This is a genomic window from Anaerolineales bacterium, from assembly GCA_016928575.1.
GTDB lineage: Bacteria > Chloroflexota > Anaerolineae > Anaerolineales > RBG-16-64-43 > JAFGKK01.
On sequence record JAFGKK010000133.1, the window covers coordinates 1 to 21,450 of the forward strand.

The window sequence follows — 21,450 nt, forward strand, 5'->3', positions numbered from 1 at the left end:
CCACGGAGGGCACGGAGGGTCACGGATTTTTCTCCGTGCACCTCCGTGTTCTCCGTGGATTCATCGAATATCCCTTCTCCATTCCGGATAATCAAGACTTCGGAAGCGCGGTATTCTGTTTTTATTATCCGCGGAGGGCACGGAGGGTCACGGATTTTTCTCCGTGTGCCTCATTGTTCTCCGCGGATTCCTAATCCCCAATTCCAACCGCCTGCCGGACTCTCTTAAGCATCGGCGTGGCGGCGGCGCGGGCCTTCACCGCGCCGTAGCGCAGGATGCTGTTCAGGTAGGGGTGGTTGCGGGCGTATTCCTCGTACCGGCCGCGGGCTTCGCCGAAGGTCCGCTGCAACACGGCAAATAGCGCCTGCTTGACCTCCCCGTACCCGATCCCGCCGCGCAGGTACCGGGCTCGCAGGGAATCGGTTTCCTCGGGCGTTGCGAAAAAGGCGTACAAGCGGAAGAGCGTATCCTGCCCGGGATCCTTCGGCTGGTGGGGCGGGCGGGAATCGGTGACAATCCCCGCAATCCGCCGGCGCAGTTCCTCCGGCGGCGCGAAGATCGGGATCACGTTGTCGGATCCCTTGCTCATTTTTCGCCCGTCCGTTCCGGGGATGTCGGCCACCGCTTCGCCGATGACGGCCTCGGGGATCGTCAGAACCTCCCCGTAGGTCCGGTTGAACGCCTCGGCGATGTCCTGCGTCATTTCGATGTGCTGGCGCTGGTCCCCCCCGACTGGGACGGCGTGGCTGCCGTAAAGCAGGATGTCCGCCGCCATCAGAATCGGGTAAGTGAATAGCCCCATGTTGATCCCGGCGTCCTCGTCGCGCCCCGCCGCGCGGTTGGCGTCGACCGCGGCCTTGTAGGCGTGAGCCCGGTTGAGCAATCCCTTAGCGGTCGACGCCGCCAAGATCACCGCCAGTTCGAAGACCTCGGGGATGTCGGACTGGCGGAAAAAGGTCACCTGCTCCGGATTCAGGCCGGCCGCCAGCAGGGCGGCCGCCGTCTCGTACGTCCGGCGGGCCAACTCCTCGGCGTCGCGGGTTTGGTTCAGGGCGTGGGCGTCGGCGATGAAATAAAACGCCCGATACTCCTTCGCCAATTCCAGCGCGGGGCGGATCATTCCCAGATAGTTACCTAAGTGCGGGATGCCGGTCGGTTTTATCCCTGACAACGCGATTCTTTTCACGGATACCTTCGATACGCGGAGGGCTCGGTTTGGCGCGGGACTTATTTCCTGCTCTACCGCGTCATCCGCTGAAATTGGATTTGGCCAGATCAACGCCGGCGTTCCGGATTTCGTTTCTCCAAGTAGATCATCATCGCCCGATCGTTCATCGGCTCCCGGTGGAATTCCCGGTAGCCGTTCTTTTCGTAGAGGCGCAGGTTGCGCCGGCTGAGTTCGCCGGTGAACAGCTCGAACCGCTCCGCGTCGGGGAAATGCGCTTCGATCGCCTGCAGCAGACGGCCGCCGATCCCGCGGTTCTGGCAGGTGGGATGGACGATCAGCCGGCCGACGCGGCAGGTCGCGTCACGGAGCTCTCCGCGCACCGAGCCGACGATCCGCCCGTCGAGGGTCGCCTTCAGGAACCGCTTGACGCCGAATTCGGAGGCGATCTCCGCCGGAGTCTGCCGCAGGGGGGCGATGGAATAATCGTGATAGAGCTCGGCCTCGCTGCGGTAGGCGAGGATCTGCAGGGCCAGGATTTCCGCCGCATCCTCGATCCGCGCCGGTTCGATCCGTGCGGCCAGACCCCGTTCCGCGCGGCGCGCCGAATCGATGAAGGCCGCCACCCGGCCGCGGTCCTTCTTCCCCGCGGCCGATTCCACGCCCGACGCCGTATCCACCCCCCACGGGCGCACCGCGCGGACGGCGTCGCCCACGTTTTCCGGGGTCAGACCGCCGGCGAGGAAAACCGGACGGCGCGCGGCCACCGTCCGGGCCCAATCCCAATCCGCCGTGCGTCCGGTGCCCCCGTACCGCCCGGCGACGTTCGCATCCAGCAGCAGCGCCGGTTCGTCCGCGGCGGCCATCCGCGCGAGGGCGTCCTCGCCGATCGGCGCGCGGACTGCCTTGAAGGCCCGGATGCCCGCCTCCGAGAGCGCCGCCAGCGCCTGGGGCGGCTCGTCGCCCGAAAGCTGGACCGCATCCAAACCGCAGCGCTTGACGATGCGGATGACGTCGGCCGGCGGGTGGTTGACGAAAACGCCGGCGCTGGCCGTGCGCGGAAAATCCTTCCGCAAGGCGGCGACGATTTTCTCGCATTCCAGCTCGGCGATCGACCGCGGACTCTTCGGGTAGAAGTTGAATCCCAAATAATCCGCGCCCAGTTCGGCCGCGTCCCGCGCGTCCTCCAGGTTGGTCAGGCCGCAGATTTTGACGATCATGATTCCCCTTTCGGTCTTCCCCCGTTCGGCATCGCCGAATGAAGGGAGCTGAGGGGGGCCCTGGCCAGTTCGCGCACCTTCGCCGCCGGATCCTTCGCCGTCACCAGGGCTTGGCCGACCAGGATCGCGTCGTATCCGGCGTTCCCCGCCGCGCGCGAATCCGCGGCGGTGAAGATCCCCGATTCGGCGACCGATCCGACCGCGGGCGGGATCTCCGGCCCAAGTTCGAGGCAGGTTTGCGTGCGGACTTTAAAGGTGGCCAGGTCGCGGTTGTTCACGCCCAGCCAGCGCAGTTCGGGGATGCGCAGCGCGCGGTCGAGCTCCCTGCCGGCGTGGATTTCGACCAGGGGCGCGAGCCCGAGTTCGAGCGCCAGCGCGTGCAGGTGCTCGAGCGCGCCGTCCTCGAGCGCGGCGGCGATCAGCAGGACTGCGTCCGCCCCCAGCGCCCGGCTCTGGTACACCTGGACCGGCGCGATCAGGAAATCCTTGCGCAGGAGGGGCAGCGGCCGTCCGTCTTCGATCCGCAGGGCTTGGCCCCGCACGGCCGCAAGATCGCCGACGGCGCCGCGGAAGAACTTTTCGTCGGTCAGGATCGAGACCGCCGCCGCGCCGTTCTCGGCGTAGAGCCGCGCCTGGTGCAGCGGATCGAGGCCGGGATTGAGTTCCCCGCGCGAGGGCGAGGCGCGTTTGATCTCGGCCACGAGCATCGGCGCGCCCAGCGGCCGCGCCGCGCGGGTAGTCTTGAACGGCAGGAATCCGCGCGGCGCGGCAGAATCCGCCGCCCGTCCCTTCCATTCGCGGAGGTCGAGCCGTGCGATTTCGGAACGTTTGTGGTCGAGGATTTGTGAGAGCATGTGTTTTCCTTCCTCAACCCCCTCCCCCTCCCCGTCCCCTCCCCCTTCTCCTGGAGCAACTCCAGGAAAAGGGGGAGGGGCGGTCCCGAAGGGACCGGGGTGGGGATGAGGGCTTACTTGAACGCGATCAACCCTTCCATCGCCTTCCGCGCCGCCCCGGAATCGAGCGCGGTGCGGGCTTCGGCGAGCGCCGCCGGAAAATCTCCGCTCTCGGCGGCGATCGCCGCGGCCGCGTTGAGCAGCACCGCGTCGCGAACCGCCGGCGACCCCTTTCCGGAAAGGACCGCCCGCATCAGCGCGGCGTTCTCCTCGGCCGTCCCGCCGCGCAGCTCCTGCGGGTCGGCCCGCGGGATCCCGGCCTCGGCCGGGTCGAAATCGAACGTGCGCACCGCGCCGTCCTTTAAGTGGCTGACCCGGTTCGGGCCGCCGGCGTTGAGCTCGTCCAATCCGCCGAAGCCGTGGACCACGTAGGCTGCCCGCCCCCCGAGGCCGCCGAGGACTTCCGCCAGCGGCTCGGTCAGCGCCGGATCCGGGACGCCGATCACCTGCACGTCGGCCCCGGCCGGATTGGTCAGCGGCCCGAGAAAGTTGAAAATCGTGCGCTGGCCGATCTCGCGCCGCGGGCCGACGGCGTGTTTCATCGCCGGATGGTACTTGGCCGCGAAGAAGAACGCGATCCCGACTTCGTCAATCGCGCGCACGGCCGCCTCGGGCGTCATGTCGATGTTGACCCCCAGCGCGGCGAGCACGTCGGCGCTGCCGCATTGGGAGGAGGCGGCGCGGTTGCCGTGCTTGGCCACCTTGCGCCCCGTCCCGGCGATGACGAACGCCGCCGCGGTGGAGAAGTTGAAGGTGCCGGCGCCGTCGCCGCCGGTGCCGGCCGTGTCGTACAAAGTCTGCGGGCGTTTGGAAAACATCACCGGCAGGGCGTTCTGGCGCATCCCGCGGGCCGATCCGGCGATTTCCTCGATCGTCTCGCCTTTCATCCGCAGCGCCGTGAGGTAGGCGCCGATCTGGGCCGGGGTGGCCCGGCCGGTCATGATCACGTTCATCGCCGCTTCGGCCTCGGCGGCGGCCAGATCCTGGCGCCGCATGGCTTGGGCGATATAAGGTTTGAGCATGTTGGCATCCTCCTTCTTGGGCGGCGCGGCGGCCGCCGAGGCGGCGGGCAGCGCGAGAAAATTTTTCAGAATCCGTTTGCCGTCGCCGGTCAGGATTGATTCCGGATGGAATTGCAGTCCGTAGGTCGGGTGGCGGCGGTGGCGCAGCGCCATGATCTCTCCGGTTTCGGCCCGCGCCAGCACTTCGAGCTCGGCCGGCGTTGGATCGTAGACGATCAGCGAGTGGTAGCGGCCGGCCTCCAGCGGAGAGGGCAATCCGGCCAGCAATCCATCGGCGGCGTGATGAACGCGCGACGTTTTGCCGTGCATGATCCCCGAGGCGCGTCCGACTGTTCCGCCGAAGGCCGCCCCGATGCACTGGTGCCCGAGGCACACGCCGAGGATCGGGATCCGCCCGTGAAAGTGACGGATCGTCTCGGTCGAGATTCCGGCGTCGTCCGGCGTGCCCGGCCCCGGGCTGATCACCAGGTGGGTGGGATTTCGCGCGGCGATCTCTTCGATCGTCGCCTGGTCGTTGCGGAACACTTCCGGCTCGGCTCCGAGCTCGCCCAGCAATTGCACGAGGTTGTAGGTGAACGAATCGTAGTTGTCGATTACGGCGATCATGGGTGCTCCTTTCCTCATCCTCTCTCCCCTTGCCCCCCTCTCCCCTTCTCCTGGCGCCTGCCCTCGCGAAGCGGGGGTATGCCAGGAGAAGGGGAGAGGGGGTGGGGGTCAGGAGTTGAGGCCCTCCGCCTGCTCGACCGCGAGCAGTACGGCGCGGGCTTTGTTCATGGTCTCCTGATATTCGCGGTGCGGATCGGAATCCGCGACGATCCCGGCGCCGGCCTGGACCGAAACGGTTTTCCCGCGGCCGATCAGGGTGCGGATCGCCAGGCAGGTGTCCATCGATCCGTCGAAGGAAAAATAACCCACCGCCCCGCCGTACGGCCCGCGCCCGTCGGGCTCGAGTTCGGCGATGATCTCCACCGCCCGGACCTTGGGCGCGCCGCTGACGGTTCCGGCCGGGAACGCGGCCCGCACCAGGTCGAAGGCGTTCTTGCCCGGGCGCATCTCGCCTTCCACCTGCGAGACGATGTGCATCACGTGCGAGTAGCGCTCGATGACGGCGTATTCCGGAACGTCCACGCTGCCGTAGCGGCAGACCCTCCCGAGGTCGTTGCGCCCGAGGTCGACCAGCATCACGTGTTCGGCGCGCTCCTTGGGGTCGGCGAGCAGCTTTTGCTCGATTGCGGCGTCCTGCTCGGGGCTCGCTCCGCGCGGGCTGGTCCCGGCGATCGGCCGCAGGCTGGCCTTGTCCCCTTCCAGGCGGACGAAGACCTCCGGGGAGGATCCGGCCAGGTAGAACGGTTCGCCGTCGACGTTCCCGAAATCGAAGAAGAACATGTAGGGCGAGGGGTTGAGCCGGCGCAGGGCGCGGTAGATGTCGAACGGCGCGGCCTTTGTCGTCCGCGAAAGGCGCTGCGAGGGAAGCACCTGGAACACGTCGCCGGCGACGATATGCTCTTTGGAATCGAGCACCATCCGCTCGTAGCGCTCCTGCCCGACGTTGGATTCGAACGCGGGCGCGGCGGCGGAGGCTCCCGCGGCGGCCGAAGCATCGGGCGGAAGCGGTTTGCGCAGCCGCCGTTCCAACGCCGAAAGCTTGCGGCGCGCCTCTTTCACCCCGTCGAAGGGATAGGCGATCAGGAACATGCTGCTGCGGACGTGGTCGAAGGCGACGATCGTGTCTGCCAGCAGGAAGACCGCTTCCGGGTAGGGGGAGGGATGCAAGAGCGGGTCGAGCCGCGGCTCGAAGTAGCGCACGCTTTCGAAGCCCAGGTAACCCACCAAGCCGCCCAGGAAGCGCGGGAGCTTGACCGGGGAGGCGGGCGCGGCGGGCATTTTCAACCGGCCCATTTCATCCTCCAGCAGGCGGAAAGGATCGGAGCCTTCCACCGCGGTGAGAATCTGCGGATCCGAGCCGTTCTCGCGGCGTTCGAGGTTGCGGCCGCGCAGGACGTAAACGCAGCGCGGTTCGACGCCGATGAAGGAGTAGCGGGCGATGCGTTCGCCGCCCTCGATCGATTCGAGCAGGAAGGACGGGCCCGCTTTGCGGCGCAGTTTGAGGTAGGCCGACGTCGGCGTTTCCAGGTCGGCCGGGATTTCGCGCACGACCGGGCTCAGCGTTGGGACGTCGGATTTCGCGGTGGTTTTAGCGGTCATGGCACCTCGCTTTTCCTCCCCTCCCATCGGCGGATACTCCGCCGATGGGAGGGGACAGAGGGGAGGGTCGACCCCTTCCCCTTCCCCTCCCCGACGACGGATAACCGCCGTTGTCGGAGAGGGGTGCTTAAACAAAGAATCCCCTCTCGTCTCAGGGACGGGGGGGATTCCCGCGGTGCCACCCTGGTTAGGCCGCCTCCCGGCTTGCGCCGGGTACGAAAAACCCCGCCGTGATTGCGACGGGGTCGAAGCCAGCCTCACTCTTTTGGGTACGCTCGGATTCGGACCGATTAATACCCTTGCCTGCTAACGGAGGCGCCGGATTGGGCTACTGGTAACCTTTCGCCCGCTCAACTCGGAGGTCCATTCGAGGCCTGCTTGCGGACCGGGCTTGCACCTGTTGCCGCCCGGTTCTCTTGCCGCTGCGCTGACGCCTACTCGTCCTCGTCGACGTTTTTCCTGTTCGATTGGCGGTATTTTTAGCACGGAAGGGGAGGGCGTGTCAAGGGCAAAAACCAGACCGAGTCGGCCTTAAGACCGACTCGGTCTGGTTTTTCATGGCTGGATGGATAGGTCGGATTGGAACAAGCGTATAATGACCGGCATTCAGCACCGGTAGCTGGCTGCAGAGAACATGCCTCGACCCGTGGGATCAGCTTTCCGAGTTGAAATGATTCTTCAAGATCCGCAATTCGGCCACTCCAGCCGAATCTCTTGAAGGTTCTACTTACGGGAGGGAATATGACGGGCCCGTGCCGATCGACGCGTAGGTGTTCCGCATCCCAATTTGAACCGCAGCTTCGCAAGGCATTTCAGGATCATTTTGCGTCCCGGGCGGGCGGGTATCCGAATTCGCAGAACTCGACCTGCGTCGAAACCCGCATCGACCGCAGCGGGCTGAGCCGGATCGCCGCCCTGCTGGAAGGCAGCCCGGATACGACCGAATTCCTCGGAATCATCCTCACGGAGGACCGGCTGATCTGGGCCCGGGTGGGGGATCGGTCGGCGCCCGTCGTGACCGGCGCGAAGCTGAAGGACCTCCGGGTGTTCGAGTACGGCACGCGGCGTCCGCCGGAATACGGCCTGGAGCTTGGCGGGCGGGTCGGGGACCGCGGCAAGTGGATGACCGGCAAGCTGCTGATGGAACCCGGGCCGGCGGCGAAGGAGTTCGTCGCGGCGGTGATCGCGGCCGTCAACCGGGTCAACCCGCCCCCGCCGAAGAGGAAATTTCAATTTCCGTGGTTCTCCTGGCTGCGGCGTTCGAAGGATTAAGCGGGAGCGGGACGGGAAGGCAAAAGAAACGCCATGAGTGACCTCGGCGCCGCCGGGAAAATCCTGATCGTCTCCGGCCTCGCACTCGCCCTGGCCGGGGCGCTGATCTGGCTGCTTTCCGGATCGGGGTTGTTCGGCCGCCTGCCGGGCGACATCCGCATCGAACGGCCGGGGCTGACCATCCTGTTCCCGCTGGGGAGCATGTGCCTGCTCAGCATCGTGCTGACGGTGGTTGCCAACGTCATCCTGCGGATCTTGAAGAAGTGAACGGGCGGTATCTGGATGGGTTTCTCGGTTGACGGGTTTTCTTGGGAATGGCCAATCGATAAGGTCATGTCTCACCAAACAGGAAATACGTGCGGCGGTTCGAATTGTATTATTTGGGGGTGTGCCTCTTCCCAACTCCGCGGCGGCATTGAGAATTGTTCTTTAAAAAATGTTACTACTCAGCTGGCGATCGTCATGCCGGCGCCCGCCTTCGGCGCGTTCTTCGACGGGGGTGAAATTAACCGGCATCCAGTAAATCTTCAATAAATACTGGACCCCGGCTTCGAACCCCGCTTCCCCCGCTTCGCGAGGGCGGGCGCGGGGGAGCCGTGCCGGGGTGACGGACAAAACCTATAACACTGGTGATGTTATGCTGAGATTATGCAGTCGAAATAAACTGCCTGAGCAGCTGTAAAAAAAATTATTTTTTAGACTGCGCCGGGAGAGAGGCATGATTGAAAATAACTTTTTCTTTTCGCCCAGGAGGATTTGCGTTGTGTACCTCGCCTTGATCGCCGCAGGCTGTGGCGCCGCGCACCCATTCCCGTCGCCACGGGATCCGGCCGCGTCCTCTACCCCAACGGCAAGTCGGACGATTACGAAACGGTTGACGCTTGCTTCAACCATGACTCTGACGGCCTCTCCGATACCCCTTCAGGATAGGAGTCTTTCTGAAATTATCTTGCAGAAATCCGACCTGAGGGAAAATTTCATAGAATTGGATGGCCGTTCCGGGCCTGAGTGTATGTCGGAGGTCTACGCGGACATCCCGGAAATCCATACATCCCTTGTTCACGGGTATCAACGAGGCTTTATCCGGGATGACGGCGGTGAAATGTATTCTTCATCACTTTTCGTCTATCCGGATGCGGACTCCGCCCGGTTTTCTTATCGGGCGCTCATTGGCAGTTTCGGGGGAAGCGGATGGGAAATCCCTCCGTTGGGTTCGGAGATACACGCGAGATACTGGGTGGAGGAATCGCCCAGGAAACACCTCTTGAACATAGCGTGGCGGAACGAAGAAGCTGTTTTGAACCTGATGTTTATTGGCGGCGAAGCGCCGGATGGAGTTGAGATCTACCAACTGACGCAAAAAATCCAGAAGCGCCTGGAGAATTCATCCGCCGTTACACCCGGGAAGCCTACCAAATCCATCGACAATGATGGAAGCATCGGCTTCTTCGCCGGAGAAAAAGCATTTACTGTCAGCGCTGACGGATCCGGGTTGACCTGCGTCGCGAAGCGGTCGATCGGGTCGCTGTCTTTTTCACCGGACGGGAAGAAGATTCTCGTCGGTCCGAATAATGATGCCGAAGAAAAGAAAATATATATCATTAATGTCGACGGATCCGGGTTGAAGGCGTTGGGGGATCTTCGGGGCAACTCGCCGATGTGGTCTCCGAAAGGGAATGTAATACTCTTTAGAAACGAAGAAGACAACGGGTTTCTGTATTCCGCGGATTCGCAGGGGGGAAACCTGAGAAAAATCACCGATTTTTCCCCTAATAATTTTCAGTGGTTTCTAGGCGGAAGCAAAATTGGAGTGACTCGGTGGTACACATCCAGCATCTGGGTGATGAGCATGAATGAGGACGGCGGCGGATTAACCCTGGTGGCGAAATTGCAGCCTTTTCCATACGAGAATTTCTATAATTTTTCTCCGGATGGGCGATTCCTTCTTTATGATTCCATTGTTATCGGTGAGACTCAGTATCATCATATCCATATTATGAATATTGACGGAACTGGCAAGCGAAAATTAAACAATTTTGGCGACCAGGATTGGTTTCCTTCATGGTCGCCGGACAGCAGCAAAATCGTTTTTGCGTATTCATATCTGGGCATGGTTTATACCATCCGTCCGGATGGGAGTAATCCGAATCGCCTCGCGTTGACGGAGAAAAGTGTTTCCTGTCCGGTTTGGTCCTTGGACGGAAAAAAGATCGCCTTCTGGTCTCATGATTTTTCCACATGGACATTATTCTCGATGAATGCGGACGGCAGTCAGAAAACGGCGCTCGCATCCATCCAAATGCCGCTCGTGGATTGTCCCATCTGGTACTATGGTTAAGGATGATGGCTGTTGCTATGTCCGGCTTCGCGAAAATCCCCAAATCCCTCCTGCGCCTGATCCACTGGCCGCCGCAGGTCGCCTACGCCCTCGGCCTGGGCCCGCTAATCGGCCGGTTGGTGCTGCTCCTGACCACCACCGGGCGGAAAAGCGGCAAGCCGCGGGTCGTCCCGCTGCAATACGAGGAGATCGACGGACAATTCTGTTTGGGTTCCTCGCGGGGCGGGCGGGCCGATTGGGTGCGCAACGTCCTGGCCGATCCGCACGTGGAAGTGCGGGTGAAGAACCGCCGTTTCGCCGGGACCGCGGAGGTGGTGACAGACGCGGCCCGGATCGCCGATTTCCTGGAAGTGCGCCTTCGCCGGCACCCGCGGATGGTCGGGGCGATGCTGCGCGGCGGGGGAATCGCCGGCGCTGCGGACCGCCGGGCGCTGGAGCGCTATGCCGGCGGCATCGCATTGGTGATCGTCACGCCCGACCCTTCGGGATTGCCCCGCCGGGGGGAAGAGGCGGACGGTTGAACACATACCCGGTCTCAGCGGCAAAGTCGCCGTCGTGACCGGTGCCAAGGGCGGCATCGGATTAAAACGGCGCAACGTTGACGCGCAAGGGGTCCGCGATAATTCTCGCCTGCCGCAATCCGGAAAAGGGGTACGCCCTTGGGGCGGCTTAGGGCCCGAGCAAATTGGCCAATCTCTTTTTGGCATCCGAGCCGGACTTGCCAGTTGGGGTTTGCGGACGGAAAACGCCCCGGACGGAGTTGAAATTATGCCGGGCCGAGCGGTGCTCCTCCCCCCGCTTTTTCAGCGCCCAACGCAAAGCTGAAAACCCGCAAGACGCTTCGCGATGGTCCTCCGGGCTGAATCCGAAATCCCACTCGTGCGGATCGCTCCGGATCGCATCAAGCCTGCTCCGGTGTGGTCCACCCCACATTCGAGTTTTGCAAAGCGGGCAAGCCAACAACGCCGGCGGCCGATGATTATAGCGGCGGCCGTTCGGAATTGGCTTCCGAACATGTGAAATGTGCAGAGAATTTTCTTCGGCGCTCCGCCAAGAATAAATACAAATTTGGTAAAATTAATCCATTATTAAGCGGAGAATCCTATTTCTCTCCATTACATTCCGCACTTTTTGCTACATTTTCAATCGATAGGGATACAATAGTAAACAATATCTGGAAGTGCCATCCCAAGCGCAGCGAAGGATCTGAAAGCGCTTGCGCGGATGCTTCGCTCCGTTCGGCATGACACCTTTTTCGGAGGCTTTTTACTATAGGTCGGGCAGTTCGTCTGTTGGAGCGGTTTCTGAATTCTGGGGCCCCCGTCATCCTGAGGGCTTTGAATGACAAATCCGATGTACAACCGCTTTTTCCTCCGCCTTTCCTTCCACCCGTTGCCGCGGGTCCTGCTTATCCGGTGGTTTGTCGCCTCCTGCATCGGCCTCGTGGTCCGTAATCCTTCAGGCTTTTTCCCGCCGATCGTACAAGAAGAAGATCCTGCCCCGCTTCAGGAGATCATCGAATGACGGGCTCCAAGCGCTCCTCCCGCAGGAAAGGCGGCCGTCCGACGATCGGATTGCTGATCGGGCGGGTCGGGGACATCGGCTATGCGGCCACCGTTTGGCCGGGCGTCGCCGCCGTGGCCGAAGAGCGCGACGTCAACCTGATCTGCTTTGTCGGCGGGATGATGAATTTGGTGCAGGAGTACGACGTTTCGCGCAACGTCGTCTACGACCTGGTCAGCCCGCAAAACGTGGATGGATTGGTGGCTTTGTCCGGATCCGTCGGGCAATTCACCGGTCCAGACCATTTGCGGCGGTTTTATGAAAGCTTCCATCCTCTGCCGGTAATCAGCATCGCGATGGAATTGGAGGGCTTCCCCAGCGTCCTGGTGGACAATTACGGGGGAATGCGCCGGGCGGTCGATCACCTGATCGAAACCCACGGATTCCGGCGGATCGCGTTCATCCGCGGGCCGGAAACCAGTCCGGAGGCGGAGATCCGCTATCGGGCCTACCGCGACGCGCTCGAGGGGCACGGCTTGGAGTTCGATCCGGACTTGGTCGAGGAGGGCGATTTCCTATCCTTCGCCGGCCGGGAAGCGGTCGAAAGTCTGGTGGGCCGCAAGCAGGCGCAGTTTGAGGCGGTGGTCTCCGCCAACGACGCCATGGCCATCAGCGCGCTTGACGCGCTGCAGGAACACGGCTTGCGCATCCCGGAGCAGGTTGCCGTGGTCGGGTTCGACGGTCTGGAGGAGACCCGCTATGTCGTGCCGCCGATCACCACCGTCCGCCAGCCCTTCAACGAGCAGGGGCGGAAAGCCGCGGAACTTCTGTTGGACCGCCTGGCGGGGAAGCCCGTTCCGGAGAAAGTCCTCCTTTCGACGGAACTCATTGTCCGGCGCTCCTGCGGCTGCTTCACGTCGGCGCGGGAAGTGCCCGCCGCGGAACAAGGCAGACCCAGCCGCGCCGGCAAGAACCCGACCGCCGCCGCGCGTCGAAGGAAAACCCAATCGGAGATGGAGGCGGCCGCCGCGGGGGCGTCGGAGGGATTGCCCCCCGGATGGGCCGGAGACCTTTATGACGCGTTGACGAAATCCGGACCGCGGACCAACCCCTGGGGAAAGTTCCTGTCCGCGTGGGAGGATGTTCTGCGCCAGGTGGCTCTGGAAGGCGGCGAGGTGATGCGTTGGCACGGGGTGCTGGCCGCCCTGCGGCGGACGGCGCCGCCGTTGCCGCGGCGAAAAGGCCGCTCTTCCGGCAGGGGGGATTGGGGGACGGCCGAGATGCTGATCGGCGAGATTGCCCAATGGGCGCAGGCCAACCGGCGGTTTCGTTCGGGTTGGCATTCGCTGGATTTCCTGACGCGGATCAGCGATCCGCTGATGACGGCTTTCGACGTCGGCCGGTTGACGGACGCCGTGGTCCAGGGGCTGTCGGAACTCGGAATTCACAGCTGCTACTTGTCCCTGTTCGATTTTCCGGACGGCAAGGAGGGGAAGGCGCCCAGCGAATGGTCGCGGCTGATCCTGGCGCACAACCAACGGGGGCGGGTGGCCTTGGAGTCGGGCGGACGGCGCTTCCCCTCGCGCGAGCTTGTTCCCAAGGATATCCTCGCCGCCGAGGACCGGTTCGCCTTCGTGCTCGAATCCCTGCACTTCCGCGACGAGAACCAATTCGGCTTCATCCTGTTCGGGCCTTTGCAGACCGAAGTCCGCCAGCTTCGCGAAGTGCTGACCAGGCAGATCGGCACCGCGCTGAAGGGGGCCGCCCTGGTGCAGGAGCAGCGCCGGGCCGAAGAGCAGCTGCGGGCGGACAAGCAGCGGGAGCTCGACTTTCAGGAGCGGCTGCGGATCCTGCTCGAGGTGGGCAACGAACTCTCGCGGGCCGAATCGAAGGACATATTGTGCCGGCGGGCCGTGGAACTGGGCCGTTCGCGTCTCGGGTTCGACCGCCTGGGAATCTGGTTCCGCAGCCTGGAGCCGGGCTACATCGAAGGGTCGTTCGGCACCGACGGGGAGGGGCGGATCGTCGATGAACGCGGGACCCGCATTCCCATCGAGGGCTTGCATCTAAACATCCTCTATCAGACCCGGCCGGTGGCCATCCTTTGGAAGGACGCGGTTGTGCGGGACAGCCGGGGGAGCATCCTCGGCCGCGCGGACCAGGTGCAGGCGGCGATGTGGACCGGCGAAAACGTGGTCGGATTCCTGACCGCCGACAACCTGCTCCGACACCGGGAGGTCACGGATCAGGACCGCGAGATCCTGAATTTGTTCGCCTCCAATCTCGGCTATCTTTCCTCGCGGATCCAGGCCGAAGAGGCGCTGAAGCTGTATTCCGAGCGCCTGCAGGAGATGGTGGAGGAACGCACCCGCGAACTGCGCCAGGCGCAGGAGAACCTGGTGCGGCAGGAGAAGCTGGCGGTGCTGGGCCAGCTGGCCGCCACCGTCAGCCACGAACTGCGCAACCCGCTCGCCACCCTCCGCGTTTCGGCCGCCGATCTGGACCGCAAGGTGCGCGATAAGGGCCTCAACGCCGAACGCCCGCTCGACCGCATCCAGCGCAACATTTCCCGCTGCGACAACATCATCACCGAACTGCTCGATTACGCGCGCATGCCCGCGCCGGACCTCCGGCCGGTGGATTTCGACGGCTGGCTGAATCGGCTCCTGGACGAACAGGCCCTCCCGCCCGGAATCACCCTGGTGCGCGAGATCGCCTCCGGCGAAACCGTGGCCCTGGATCCGGAGCGCTTCCGGCGGGTGGTCATCAACCTGGTGGACAACGCGCGCCAGGCGATGCAGAATTCCGCCTCCGAATCCGGCCGGCGGATCCTGACCGTGCGGTCCAAGTCGGATGGGGACGGCGCCGTCCTCGAAGTCGATGACACCGGACCGGGGATCTCGGCCGAGGTGATGGAGCGCCTCTTCGAGCCGCTCTTCAGCACCAAGGGATTCGGCGTGGGCTTGGGCCTCGCCATCGTCAAGGGGATCGTCGAACAGCACGGCGGCGAGGTCCGCATCGCCAGCCGGCCCGGGGACGGGACCCGGGCGACGGTCCGGATACCCCGCGGATAGAAGGAGGAGGTGCGGGCGTGAAGGCCTTGGATGTCTTCATCGTCGACGACGACCGGGATTTCGCCGAGAGCCTGGCCGACATTCTTGCCGGCGCCGGGCACCGCGTCGAGCTGTGCTTCGACGGGGAAACGGCGGTCCGGCTCTTCCGCGAAAAGGAATTCGACATCACCTTTCTGGATGTCAAGCTGCCCGGGAAAAACGGGGTGGAGAGCTTCTTTGAAATCCGCAAGATCCGTCCGCGGGCGCGGGTGGTGATGATGACCGCCTACAGCGTCGAACAGCTGGTGCGGCAGGCCGTGGACCAGGGCGCGCTCGGCGTGCTGCGCAAGCCCTTCGACACGGAGCGGATGCTGGCCATGCTGGAGGACGTCCGGCCCGACGGGCTGATCCTGATGGCCGACGACGATCCGGATTTCGTCGACAGCCTGCGGCAGATGCTTATGGAACGGGGATACCGGGTTCTGGTGGCGCACACGGGCGAGGAGGCGCTGAAGGCCGTCCTGGCCGACGGAATCGACGTGCTCGTGCTGGATCTGCGGCTGCCCGTCCTGAGCGGATTGGAAGTGTATCTGGAACTCAAGCGCCGCAACCGGACCGTGCCGACGATCATCGTCACCGGGTACGCGCAGGAGGAGGCGCCGGCGATGGACCAACTGCGGGCCATGTCCGTCGCCGGATGCCTGGTCAAGCCCTTCGACCCGGAGGAATTGCTGGGTATCCTTCAGGCGATCGACGACGAACGGCTGCAGACGAACTGGTTCCCGCACTAGACGGCGGAGAGACACATGGCCGAGGAACGCCGGGTATTGATCGTGGATGACGACGTGGATTTCGCTGATTCGCTGAACGACATGCTTGCGGCGGAGGAGTACACGGTGGCCGTGGCCCACGCCGCCGACGAGGCGCTCGCGGCCGTGGAAACCTTCGATCCGCAAGTCGCCCTGCTCGACCTGAGATTGCCGGCGGGGGAGGGCGACGGCCTCGACCTGCTGGCCGCGCTCAAGCAGAAGAAGCCCGGCCTGCTGGGCATCGTCGTCACCGCCTACGCCGACACCGACACCGTGATCAAAGCCCTGCACGGCGACGCCTACGACTACCTGCGCAAGCCGCTGTACTTCCAGGAGCTCGCCACCACCCTCCGCCGCTGCTACGAACGGCTTGAGCTGGAAGTGAAGAACCGCCGCATGCTTTCCGCCCTGCGCGCAAGCGAGGAGCGCTACCGGTCGATCTTCGAAAACGCGCTCGAGGGCATTTTCCGCATCACGCCTTCCGCCGGATTCGTGGACGTTAATCCGGCCCTGGTGCAGATGCTCGGGTATTCGTCGCCGGAGGAGGTGTTGGCGCTCGACCTGCGCCAGGACCTCTATCAGGATCCGCAGGAATTGCGCTTCCTGATCGACCAGCACCGGGCGCGCAAAGCCGTCCGCAACCTCGAGGCCGTGTGGAAGAAGAAGAACGGCGATCCGATCACGGTCAGCATCAGCAGCCGGATCATCTTCGACGACCAGGATCGGGCCTTGTATTACGAGGGCCTGGTCCAGGACGTGACCGAACGCAAACGGGCGGAGGAGAAGCTGCAGCACCAGTTCCAGCGCCTGGCGGCCTTGCGCGCCATCGACCTGGCGATCACTACCAACTTCGACCTGCGCCTGATTTTCAACCTTCTGCTGGATCAGGGACTGCCGCAGCTGCGGGTCGACGCCGCCGCCGTCCTGTTGTTCAATCCGCACCTGCAGATCCTCGAGTACGCCGCCGGACGCGGCTTCTGGGGCGAGGCGGTCGCCCGCAGCCGGGTGCCGCTCGGGGAGGGCCCGGCCGGCCGGGCTGCGCTGGAGCGCCGCAGCATCCACATCGCGGACCTTGCAAACCTGGGACCCGGCGGCGCAGGCCCGGGTCTGGAGGGTGAAGGATTCGTTTCGGCCTACGTGATTCCGCTGGTCGTCAAGGGCGGCGTCAAGGGCGTGCTCGAACTCTTTCACCGCTCCCCGCTGGCGGTCAAGCCGGATTGGAAGGACTTCGCGGAGATGCTCGCCGAGCAAGCCGCCATCGCCATCGACAACACCGCCCTGTTCGAGGACCTCCAACGCTCGAACACCAACCTGGCCATGGCCTACGACACCACCCTGGAAGGTTGGTCGCGGGCGCTGGACCTGCGCGACCGCGAGACCGAAGGCCACACCAAGCGCGTCACCGAACTCACCCTGCGTCTGTGCCGGGTGATGGGGATGGGCGAATCCGAGCTGGCGCACGTCCGGCGCGGCGCCATCCTGCACGACATCGGCAAGATGGCCATTCCCGATTCGATCCTTCTCAAACCCGCTCCCCTCACCGAAGAGGAGTGGGAAATCATGCGCCGCCATCCCGTCTACGCCTACGAAATGCTCTCGCCCATCGATTACCTCCGCCCGGCGCTCGACATCCCCTACTGCCACCACGAGAAATGGGACGGGACCGGCTATCCGCGCCAGCTGCGGGGGGAACAAATTCCGCCGGCGGCCCGGATCTTCGCCGTGGTGGACGTCTGGGACGCCCTGCGCTCCGGCCGGCCGTACCGCGCCGCCTGGAGCCAGGAGAAAGTGCTCGAGCATATCCGCTCGCTGTCCGGCTCCTATTTCGACAGCCGCGTGGTGGAGCAGTTTTTAAAGATGGAGCTGTAGGGCGCCCTCCCTTGCCTTGCCTGCTCCGCCTGCGGTCAAGAACGCCGGGAGGCCTTCCAGGGTCCGTTGCACGGGGAGTGGGCGAGGGAGTTCCCTCCTCGCGGGTTGGCGGCGGCGCTGACCCGATTCCAAACACCGATCAACACCGAAGAGGATGAGGGATTGGATTGGTTGACGCATGTCGCCGGGGCCTTGGCGGTATCCCGGAATGCGCCAGTGTTCCTTTCCTCGGCGCGATTGCGCGGCGGATCCCGATTCGCGGTTCGCGCGTTCGGATTGTCCGAGCGATCCGGCCGAGGTGCTTGTCAAGGACGAGGAAGCCCTCGAGTCCCGATCTGCCGCAATCCCCAACAACAAGGCTTCGCTTGCTTTTTCGCCGGAGAGCGGATTGACGGAAAACGGGTTGTCGGGGAAAACCCCCGATTGGCCCGCTGGCCGGCGGCGTTTTTTTTGGGCTCATCCGTCGAAGGAGCGCAATCAGATCGCCGTAATGGAATCGGTGTTGGGAAAGTTATTGTAAAATCCGCACTTCGATTGATCGGTTGGTTCGGGGAGGGCGCGGGAACGCGCACCCCGCCCCGGCGCGCATGGGGTTGCCTCTCTTTCAGGAGAAAAGGATAATGTTGAACGCCGCATCCTCCCCGCGGATGGAAAACTCGCGCAACACCTTCCTGGTCGTCGGATTGCTGGCTGTCCTCGCAGTGGTGTTGGTTCGAACCGCCTGGGTGTGCGATGATGCGTACATCACCATGCGCACGGTGGATCATTTCACGCACGGCAACGGATTGGTGTACAACATCGGCGAGCGGGTGCAGAGTTATACCCATCCGCTTTGGTTGCTTCTGCTGGCCGGTCTGTATGCCGTTACGGGGGACGCCTATTTTTCTTTGAACTTTTTATCCATCGCCTTGGCCTTCCTCGGTGCCGCCATTTTCCTGAAGATTTGGAGAAAACCCCGGCCCGGGTGGTGTTGGGCGCCGCGGCGATCCTCTTTTCCAAGGCCTTCCTCGATTATTCCAGTTCGGGTCTGGAAAATCCCCTGTTCCATCTGATCGTTGTCGTGTTCCTGATCGTCTTCTTCGCTCCCGGGATAAGCAACCGAAAGGTGTTTGGATTGTCCCTGATCGCATCCCTGGGGACGATGAACCGGCTCGATTTGGCTTTGGTCTTTCTGCCCGCATTGTGTCTTTCGGCGGTGGAAATCAGCCAATCCTCCGCGGGCCGTCTCCCGAAAACGGTGGGCGTGATGCTCCTGGGATCCTTGCCGCTGATTGCGTGGCTGCTTTTTTCTTTGTTTTATTATGGTTTTTTCATCCCCAATACCGCCTACGCCAAACTCAGCGCCGGAATTCCCCAGTCGATTCTCACTTATCGGGGAATGATGTACTTCCTCAGCTCCCTTAGCCTCGCCCCCCTGACTTTACTTACAATCATGTTGGGAACGGCCGCGGCGGTATTCTCCAAACAAAGCCGCTCGTTGGCTGTCGCAACCGGATTGGCGTTGTATTTGGGCTATGTCGTGTTCATCGGGGGGGATTTCATGAACGGCCGTTACTTCACCGTGCCCTTCCTGTGCGCCATTTTACTGTTGTGCCGGTCGGATACCCTTCTTGAAACGAGAACCTTTGCGGTTCTCTTGGGAGCGGTATTTGTCGTGGGATTTGCCTCGCCCTATCCTCCCGTCTTGAGCGATGAACACTTCGGCGCGGACCGGGATGCAGTCGATTTGAGGGGAGTGGCCGACGAGCGGGCGTTCTACTATCCGACGACGGGCCTATTGCGCGCGTGCCGGAATTGCGATGTGCCGACCATCAGTTGGGCGGCGGACGGCTTGGCCGCGCGGGAAAACGGCAAATCCGTCGCAGTCAAGCAGAGTTCGGGGTTTTTCGGTTTTTACGCCGGACCGAACAAGCGCGTGGTGGACGTATACGGGCTGTTGGATCCGTTGTTGGCCCGTTTGTCAATTCCCGACGTGGAAAATTGGCGGATCGGGCATTATGTCCGCCGGATTCCGGCTGGGTATCTCGAGACGCTCGAATCCGGCGAAAACCGGATTGAAAACCCGCAATTGGCGGAATACTACGGCCATCTTGCTTTAATTACCCGGGGGGATCTTTTCGACCCGCGGCGCCTTTTGGAAATCGTTAAGATGAACTTCGGCCTGTACGATCACCTGCTTGCCGATCCGGGCGCTCCTTAATCCATCGGTTGGGCGGCCGCCGGGCTGTCGGTAAATGAAGGCCGCATGGGCCAGAGCCAGCTTCCAGCCGGATTCCGGCTGCGGCCGTCCGCCGGATTGGCATTGCATCCTCTCGGCCGGCGGCTGCGGCCCGCGCCGCGGGTGCCTCCGCAAACGCATCCGGCTCGGCGTCTGTGCGTTATTCTCCTCAGCCATTTCGCGTATAATCAATCGGGCTGGTCCGGACCGAAGGGGGCGTTGATGGGCGTAGGAATCGTTCGAGTCCTTCGCGGATGGGCCCGCCGGATCGTGCAGATCGACCGGAGAATCCGGCCGTGGGAGTCCCCCGATGATTGTCGGCATACTCAAGGAAATTAAAGCGGAAGAACACCGGGTGTGCATGACTCCGGCCGGGGTGGAAGTCCTCCGGCAGAACGGTCACGCGGTGCTGGTCGAAGCTTCCGCCGGAGTGGGCAGCGGATATTCGGACGCGGACTACGCCGCGCATGGCGCGGAGATCGTGCTCAGCGCCAAGGAGATCTTCGCCCGGGCCGAGATGGTGATGCACGTCAAAGAGCCGCTCCCAAGCGAATACGGACTGATCCGCAAGGACCAGATCGTCTTCACCTACCTTCATCTGGCCGCGGCCGAAGGGTTGACCCGCGCGCTGATCGCATCCGACTCGGTGGACATCGCCTACGAGACCATCCAGAAAGCTGACGGATCCCTGCCGCTGCTGACGCCGATGAGCGAGGTGGCCGGGCGGATGGCGATCCAGCAGGGCGCCAAATACCTGGAGATGACCCAGGGCGGGGACGGCATCCTGCTTGGCGGGGTGCCCGGGGTGGATCCGGGGATGGTGCTGATCCTCGGCGGGGGAGTGGTCGGGATTAACGCCGCCAAGATGGCCTGCGGGCTCGGGGCGCGCGTATACGTGCTGGATACCGACCTCGACCGGCTGCGCTACCTGAGCGATGTGATGCCGAGCAATTGTTTTCTGCTGATGTCGAACCCGGCCGCGATCCGCGACCTGATCACCCGCGCGGATGTGGTCATCGGCGCGGTGCTGATCCCCGGCGCCAAGGCCCCCAAGTTGATCACCCGCGACTTGCTCAAGACGATGAAGAAAGGGGCGGTTCTGGTGGATGTCGCGATCGACCAGGGCGGGTGTTTCGAGACCTCCAAGCCCACGACCCACAGCAATCCGATCTATATCGTCGACGGGGTCATCCATTACTGCGTGGCCAACATGCCCGGCGCGGTGCCCAAGACCTCGACCCAGGCGCTGACCAACGCCACGCTGCCGTTTGCGCTCGAGATCGCCAACCTCGGCTGGCGGAATGCGATGAAGGAAAACGCGGAGATCCGGCCCGGCGCGAACGTGGTCAACGGGAAAATCACCTGCAAGGGCGTGGCGGATGCGTTCGGAATGGAATACACGCCGATCGAGGGATTGTTGTAGGCTCGCAATAGGATTGCTGAATTGAAAAGCGCGGACGGTTTCGTTATTTTGGACCAAGCCGCCATCCCATCCTACCCCTCCTTCGCCTCCCCTCCCTTCCCGTATTACGGGAAGGGAGGGGAGGAATCCCCGAGTAATCATTTTCGGAAGGTCTGACGGGAGGGGTGGGATGGGATGGTGTAATACCGGCAAACGGGCACCGTTACTCCCAGCGGAAAACCCGCACCGCGACGATCCCGGCCACAATCATGATCGCGCCCAGGACCAGCACCTCCATCTGATGCTGTGACCAGGCGTCCCCGCGCCACATTCCCTGCAGCAGGGTCGCCACGTGGGTGAGCGGGTTGAAGCGGATGGCCTTCTGCATCCCTTCCGACATCACCTCCTTGGGGAAGATGAC

The 21,450-nt window shown here is 63.2% G+C and carries 16 protein-coding genes and 1 pseudogene; 10 read left to right on the forward strand and 7 right to left on the reverse strand.

Annotation, left to right across the window (positions count from 1 at the left end):
• Positions 1–190 precede the first annotated feature (190 nt).
• The 6 genes and pseudogenes from trpS to trpE all read right to left on the reverse strand — a co-directional run bounded on the left by trpS (position 191) and on the right by trpE (position 6,565).
• Complete coding sequence (gene trpS / locus JW929_16075; protein ID MBN1440925.1) at positions 191–1,186, reverse strand: tryptophan--tRNA ligase; 996 nt, start codon at positions 1,184–1,186, stop codon at positions 191–193.
• A gap of 89 nt (positions 1,187–1,275) precedes the next feature.
• On the reverse strand, positions 1,276–2,385 hold the full coding sequence (locus tag JW929_16080) for a GNAT family N-acetyltransferase (GenBank protein MBN1440926.1): 1,110 nt from the start codon (positions 2,383–2,385) through the stop codon (positions 1,276–1,278).
• A complete protein-coding gene (locus JW929_16085; protein ID MBN1440927.1) occupies positions 2,382–3,239 on the reverse strand; it encodes an indole-3-glycerol-phosphate synthase in 858 nt (285 codons plus the stop codon). Before JW929_16085 ends, JW929_16080 begins: the two co-directional genes overlap by 4 nt.
• 113 nt (positions 3,240–3,352) lie before the next feature.
• Complete coding sequence (gene trpD / locus JW929_16090; GenBank protein ID MBN1440928.1) at positions 3,353–4,360, reverse strand: anthranilate phosphoribosyltransferase; 1,008 nt, start codon at positions 4,358–4,360, stop codon at positions 3,353–3,355.
• 48 nt (positions 4,361–4,408) lie between these two features.
• Positions 4,409–4,966, reverse strand: a pseudogene (locus tag JW929_16095) (aminodeoxychorismate/anthranilate synthase component II).
• A gap of 108 nt (positions 4,967–5,074) precedes the next feature.
• Positions 5,075–6,565 (reverse strand): anthranilate synthase component I, encoded by a 1,491-nt coding sequence (gene trpE / locus JW929_16100; protein ID MBN1440929.1) that lies wholly within the window; start codon positions 6,563–6,565, stop codon positions 5,075–5,077.
• Positions 6,566–7,306: 741 nt separating this feature from the next.
• Between trpE and JW929_16105 the strand changes: the two genes are divergently transcribed.
• The 10 genes from JW929_16105 to ald all read left to right on the forward strand — a co-directional run bounded on the left by JW929_16105 (position 7,307) and on the right by ald (position 21,050).
• Positions 7,307–7,837, forward strand: coding sequence for a hypothetical protein (locus JW929_16105; GenBank protein MBN1440930.1), 531 nt, complete (start codon positions 7,307–7,309; stop codon positions 7,835–7,837).
• A gap of 33 nt (positions 7,838–7,870) precedes the next feature.
• Positions 7,871–8,104 carry a DUF2905 domain-containing protein gene (locus tag JW929_16110; GenBank protein ID MBN1440931.1) on the forward strand — a complete coding sequence of 78 codons (234 nt, stop codon included), beginning with the start codon at positions 7,871–7,873 and terminating at the stop codon, positions 8,102–8,104.
• A gap of 451 nt (positions 8,105–8,555) precedes the next feature.
• The gene (locus tag JW929_16115) at positions 8,556–10,175 is read left to right on the forward strand and encodes a PD40 domain-containing protein (GenBank protein ID MBN1440932.1); all 1,620 of its coding nucleotides are present in this window, start codon (positions 8,556–8,558) and stop codon (positions 10,173–10,175) included.
• Positions 10,176–10,192: 17 nt separating this feature from the next.
• The gene (locus JW929_16120) at positions 10,193–10,696 is read left to right on the forward strand and encodes a nitroreductase family deazaflavin-dependent oxidoreductase (GenBank protein ID MBN1440933.1); all 504 of its coding nucleotides are present in this window, start codon (positions 10,193–10,195) and stop codon (positions 10,694–10,696) included.
• 999 nt (positions 10,697–11,695) lie between these two features.
• A complete protein-coding gene (locus tag JW929_16125) occupies positions 11,696–14,752 on the forward strand; it encodes a substrate-binding domain-containing protein (protein MBN1440934.1) in 3,057 nt (1,018 codons plus the stop codon).
• A 17-nt stretch (positions 14,753–14,769) separates the two neighbouring features.
• Complete coding sequence (locus tag JW929_16130; protein MBN1440935.1) at positions 14,770–15,522, forward strand: response regulator; 753 nt, start codon at positions 14,770–14,772, stop codon at positions 15,520–15,522.
• A gap of 15 nt (positions 15,523–15,537) precedes the next feature.
• Positions 15,538–17,409 (forward strand): response regulator, encoded by a 1,872-nt coding sequence (locus tag JW929_16135; GenBank protein ID MBN1440936.1) that lies wholly within the window; start codon positions 15,538–15,540, stop codon positions 17,407–17,409.
• A 620-nt stretch (positions 17,410–18,029) separates the two neighbouring features.
• Positions 18,030–18,461: a hypothetical protein gene (locus tag JW929_16140; protein ID MBN1440937.1), complete on the forward strand. Its 432-nt coding sequence runs from the start codon at positions 18,030–18,032 to the stop codon at positions 18,459–18,461.
• Entirely contained in the window at positions 18,353–19,609 is a 1,257-nt protein-coding gene (locus JW929_16145; protein MBN1440938.1) for a hypothetical protein, read from the forward strand. Before JW929_16140 ends, JW929_16145 begins: the two co-directional genes overlap by 109 nt.
• Before the next feature lie 328 nt (positions 19,610–19,937).
• On the forward strand, positions 19,938–21,050 hold the full coding sequence (gene ald / locus JW929_16150; protein ID MBN1440939.1) for an alanine dehydrogenase: 1,113 nt from the start codon (positions 19,938–19,940) through the stop codon (positions 21,048–21,050).
• Positions 21,051–21,252: 202 nt separating this feature from the next.
• Here the strand turns inward: ald and JW929_16155 are convergent.
• Positions 21,253–21,450: ABC transporter permease (locus JW929_16155; GenBank protein ID MBN1440940.1), on the reverse strand; the 198-nt coding region annotated here is incomplete at its 5' end.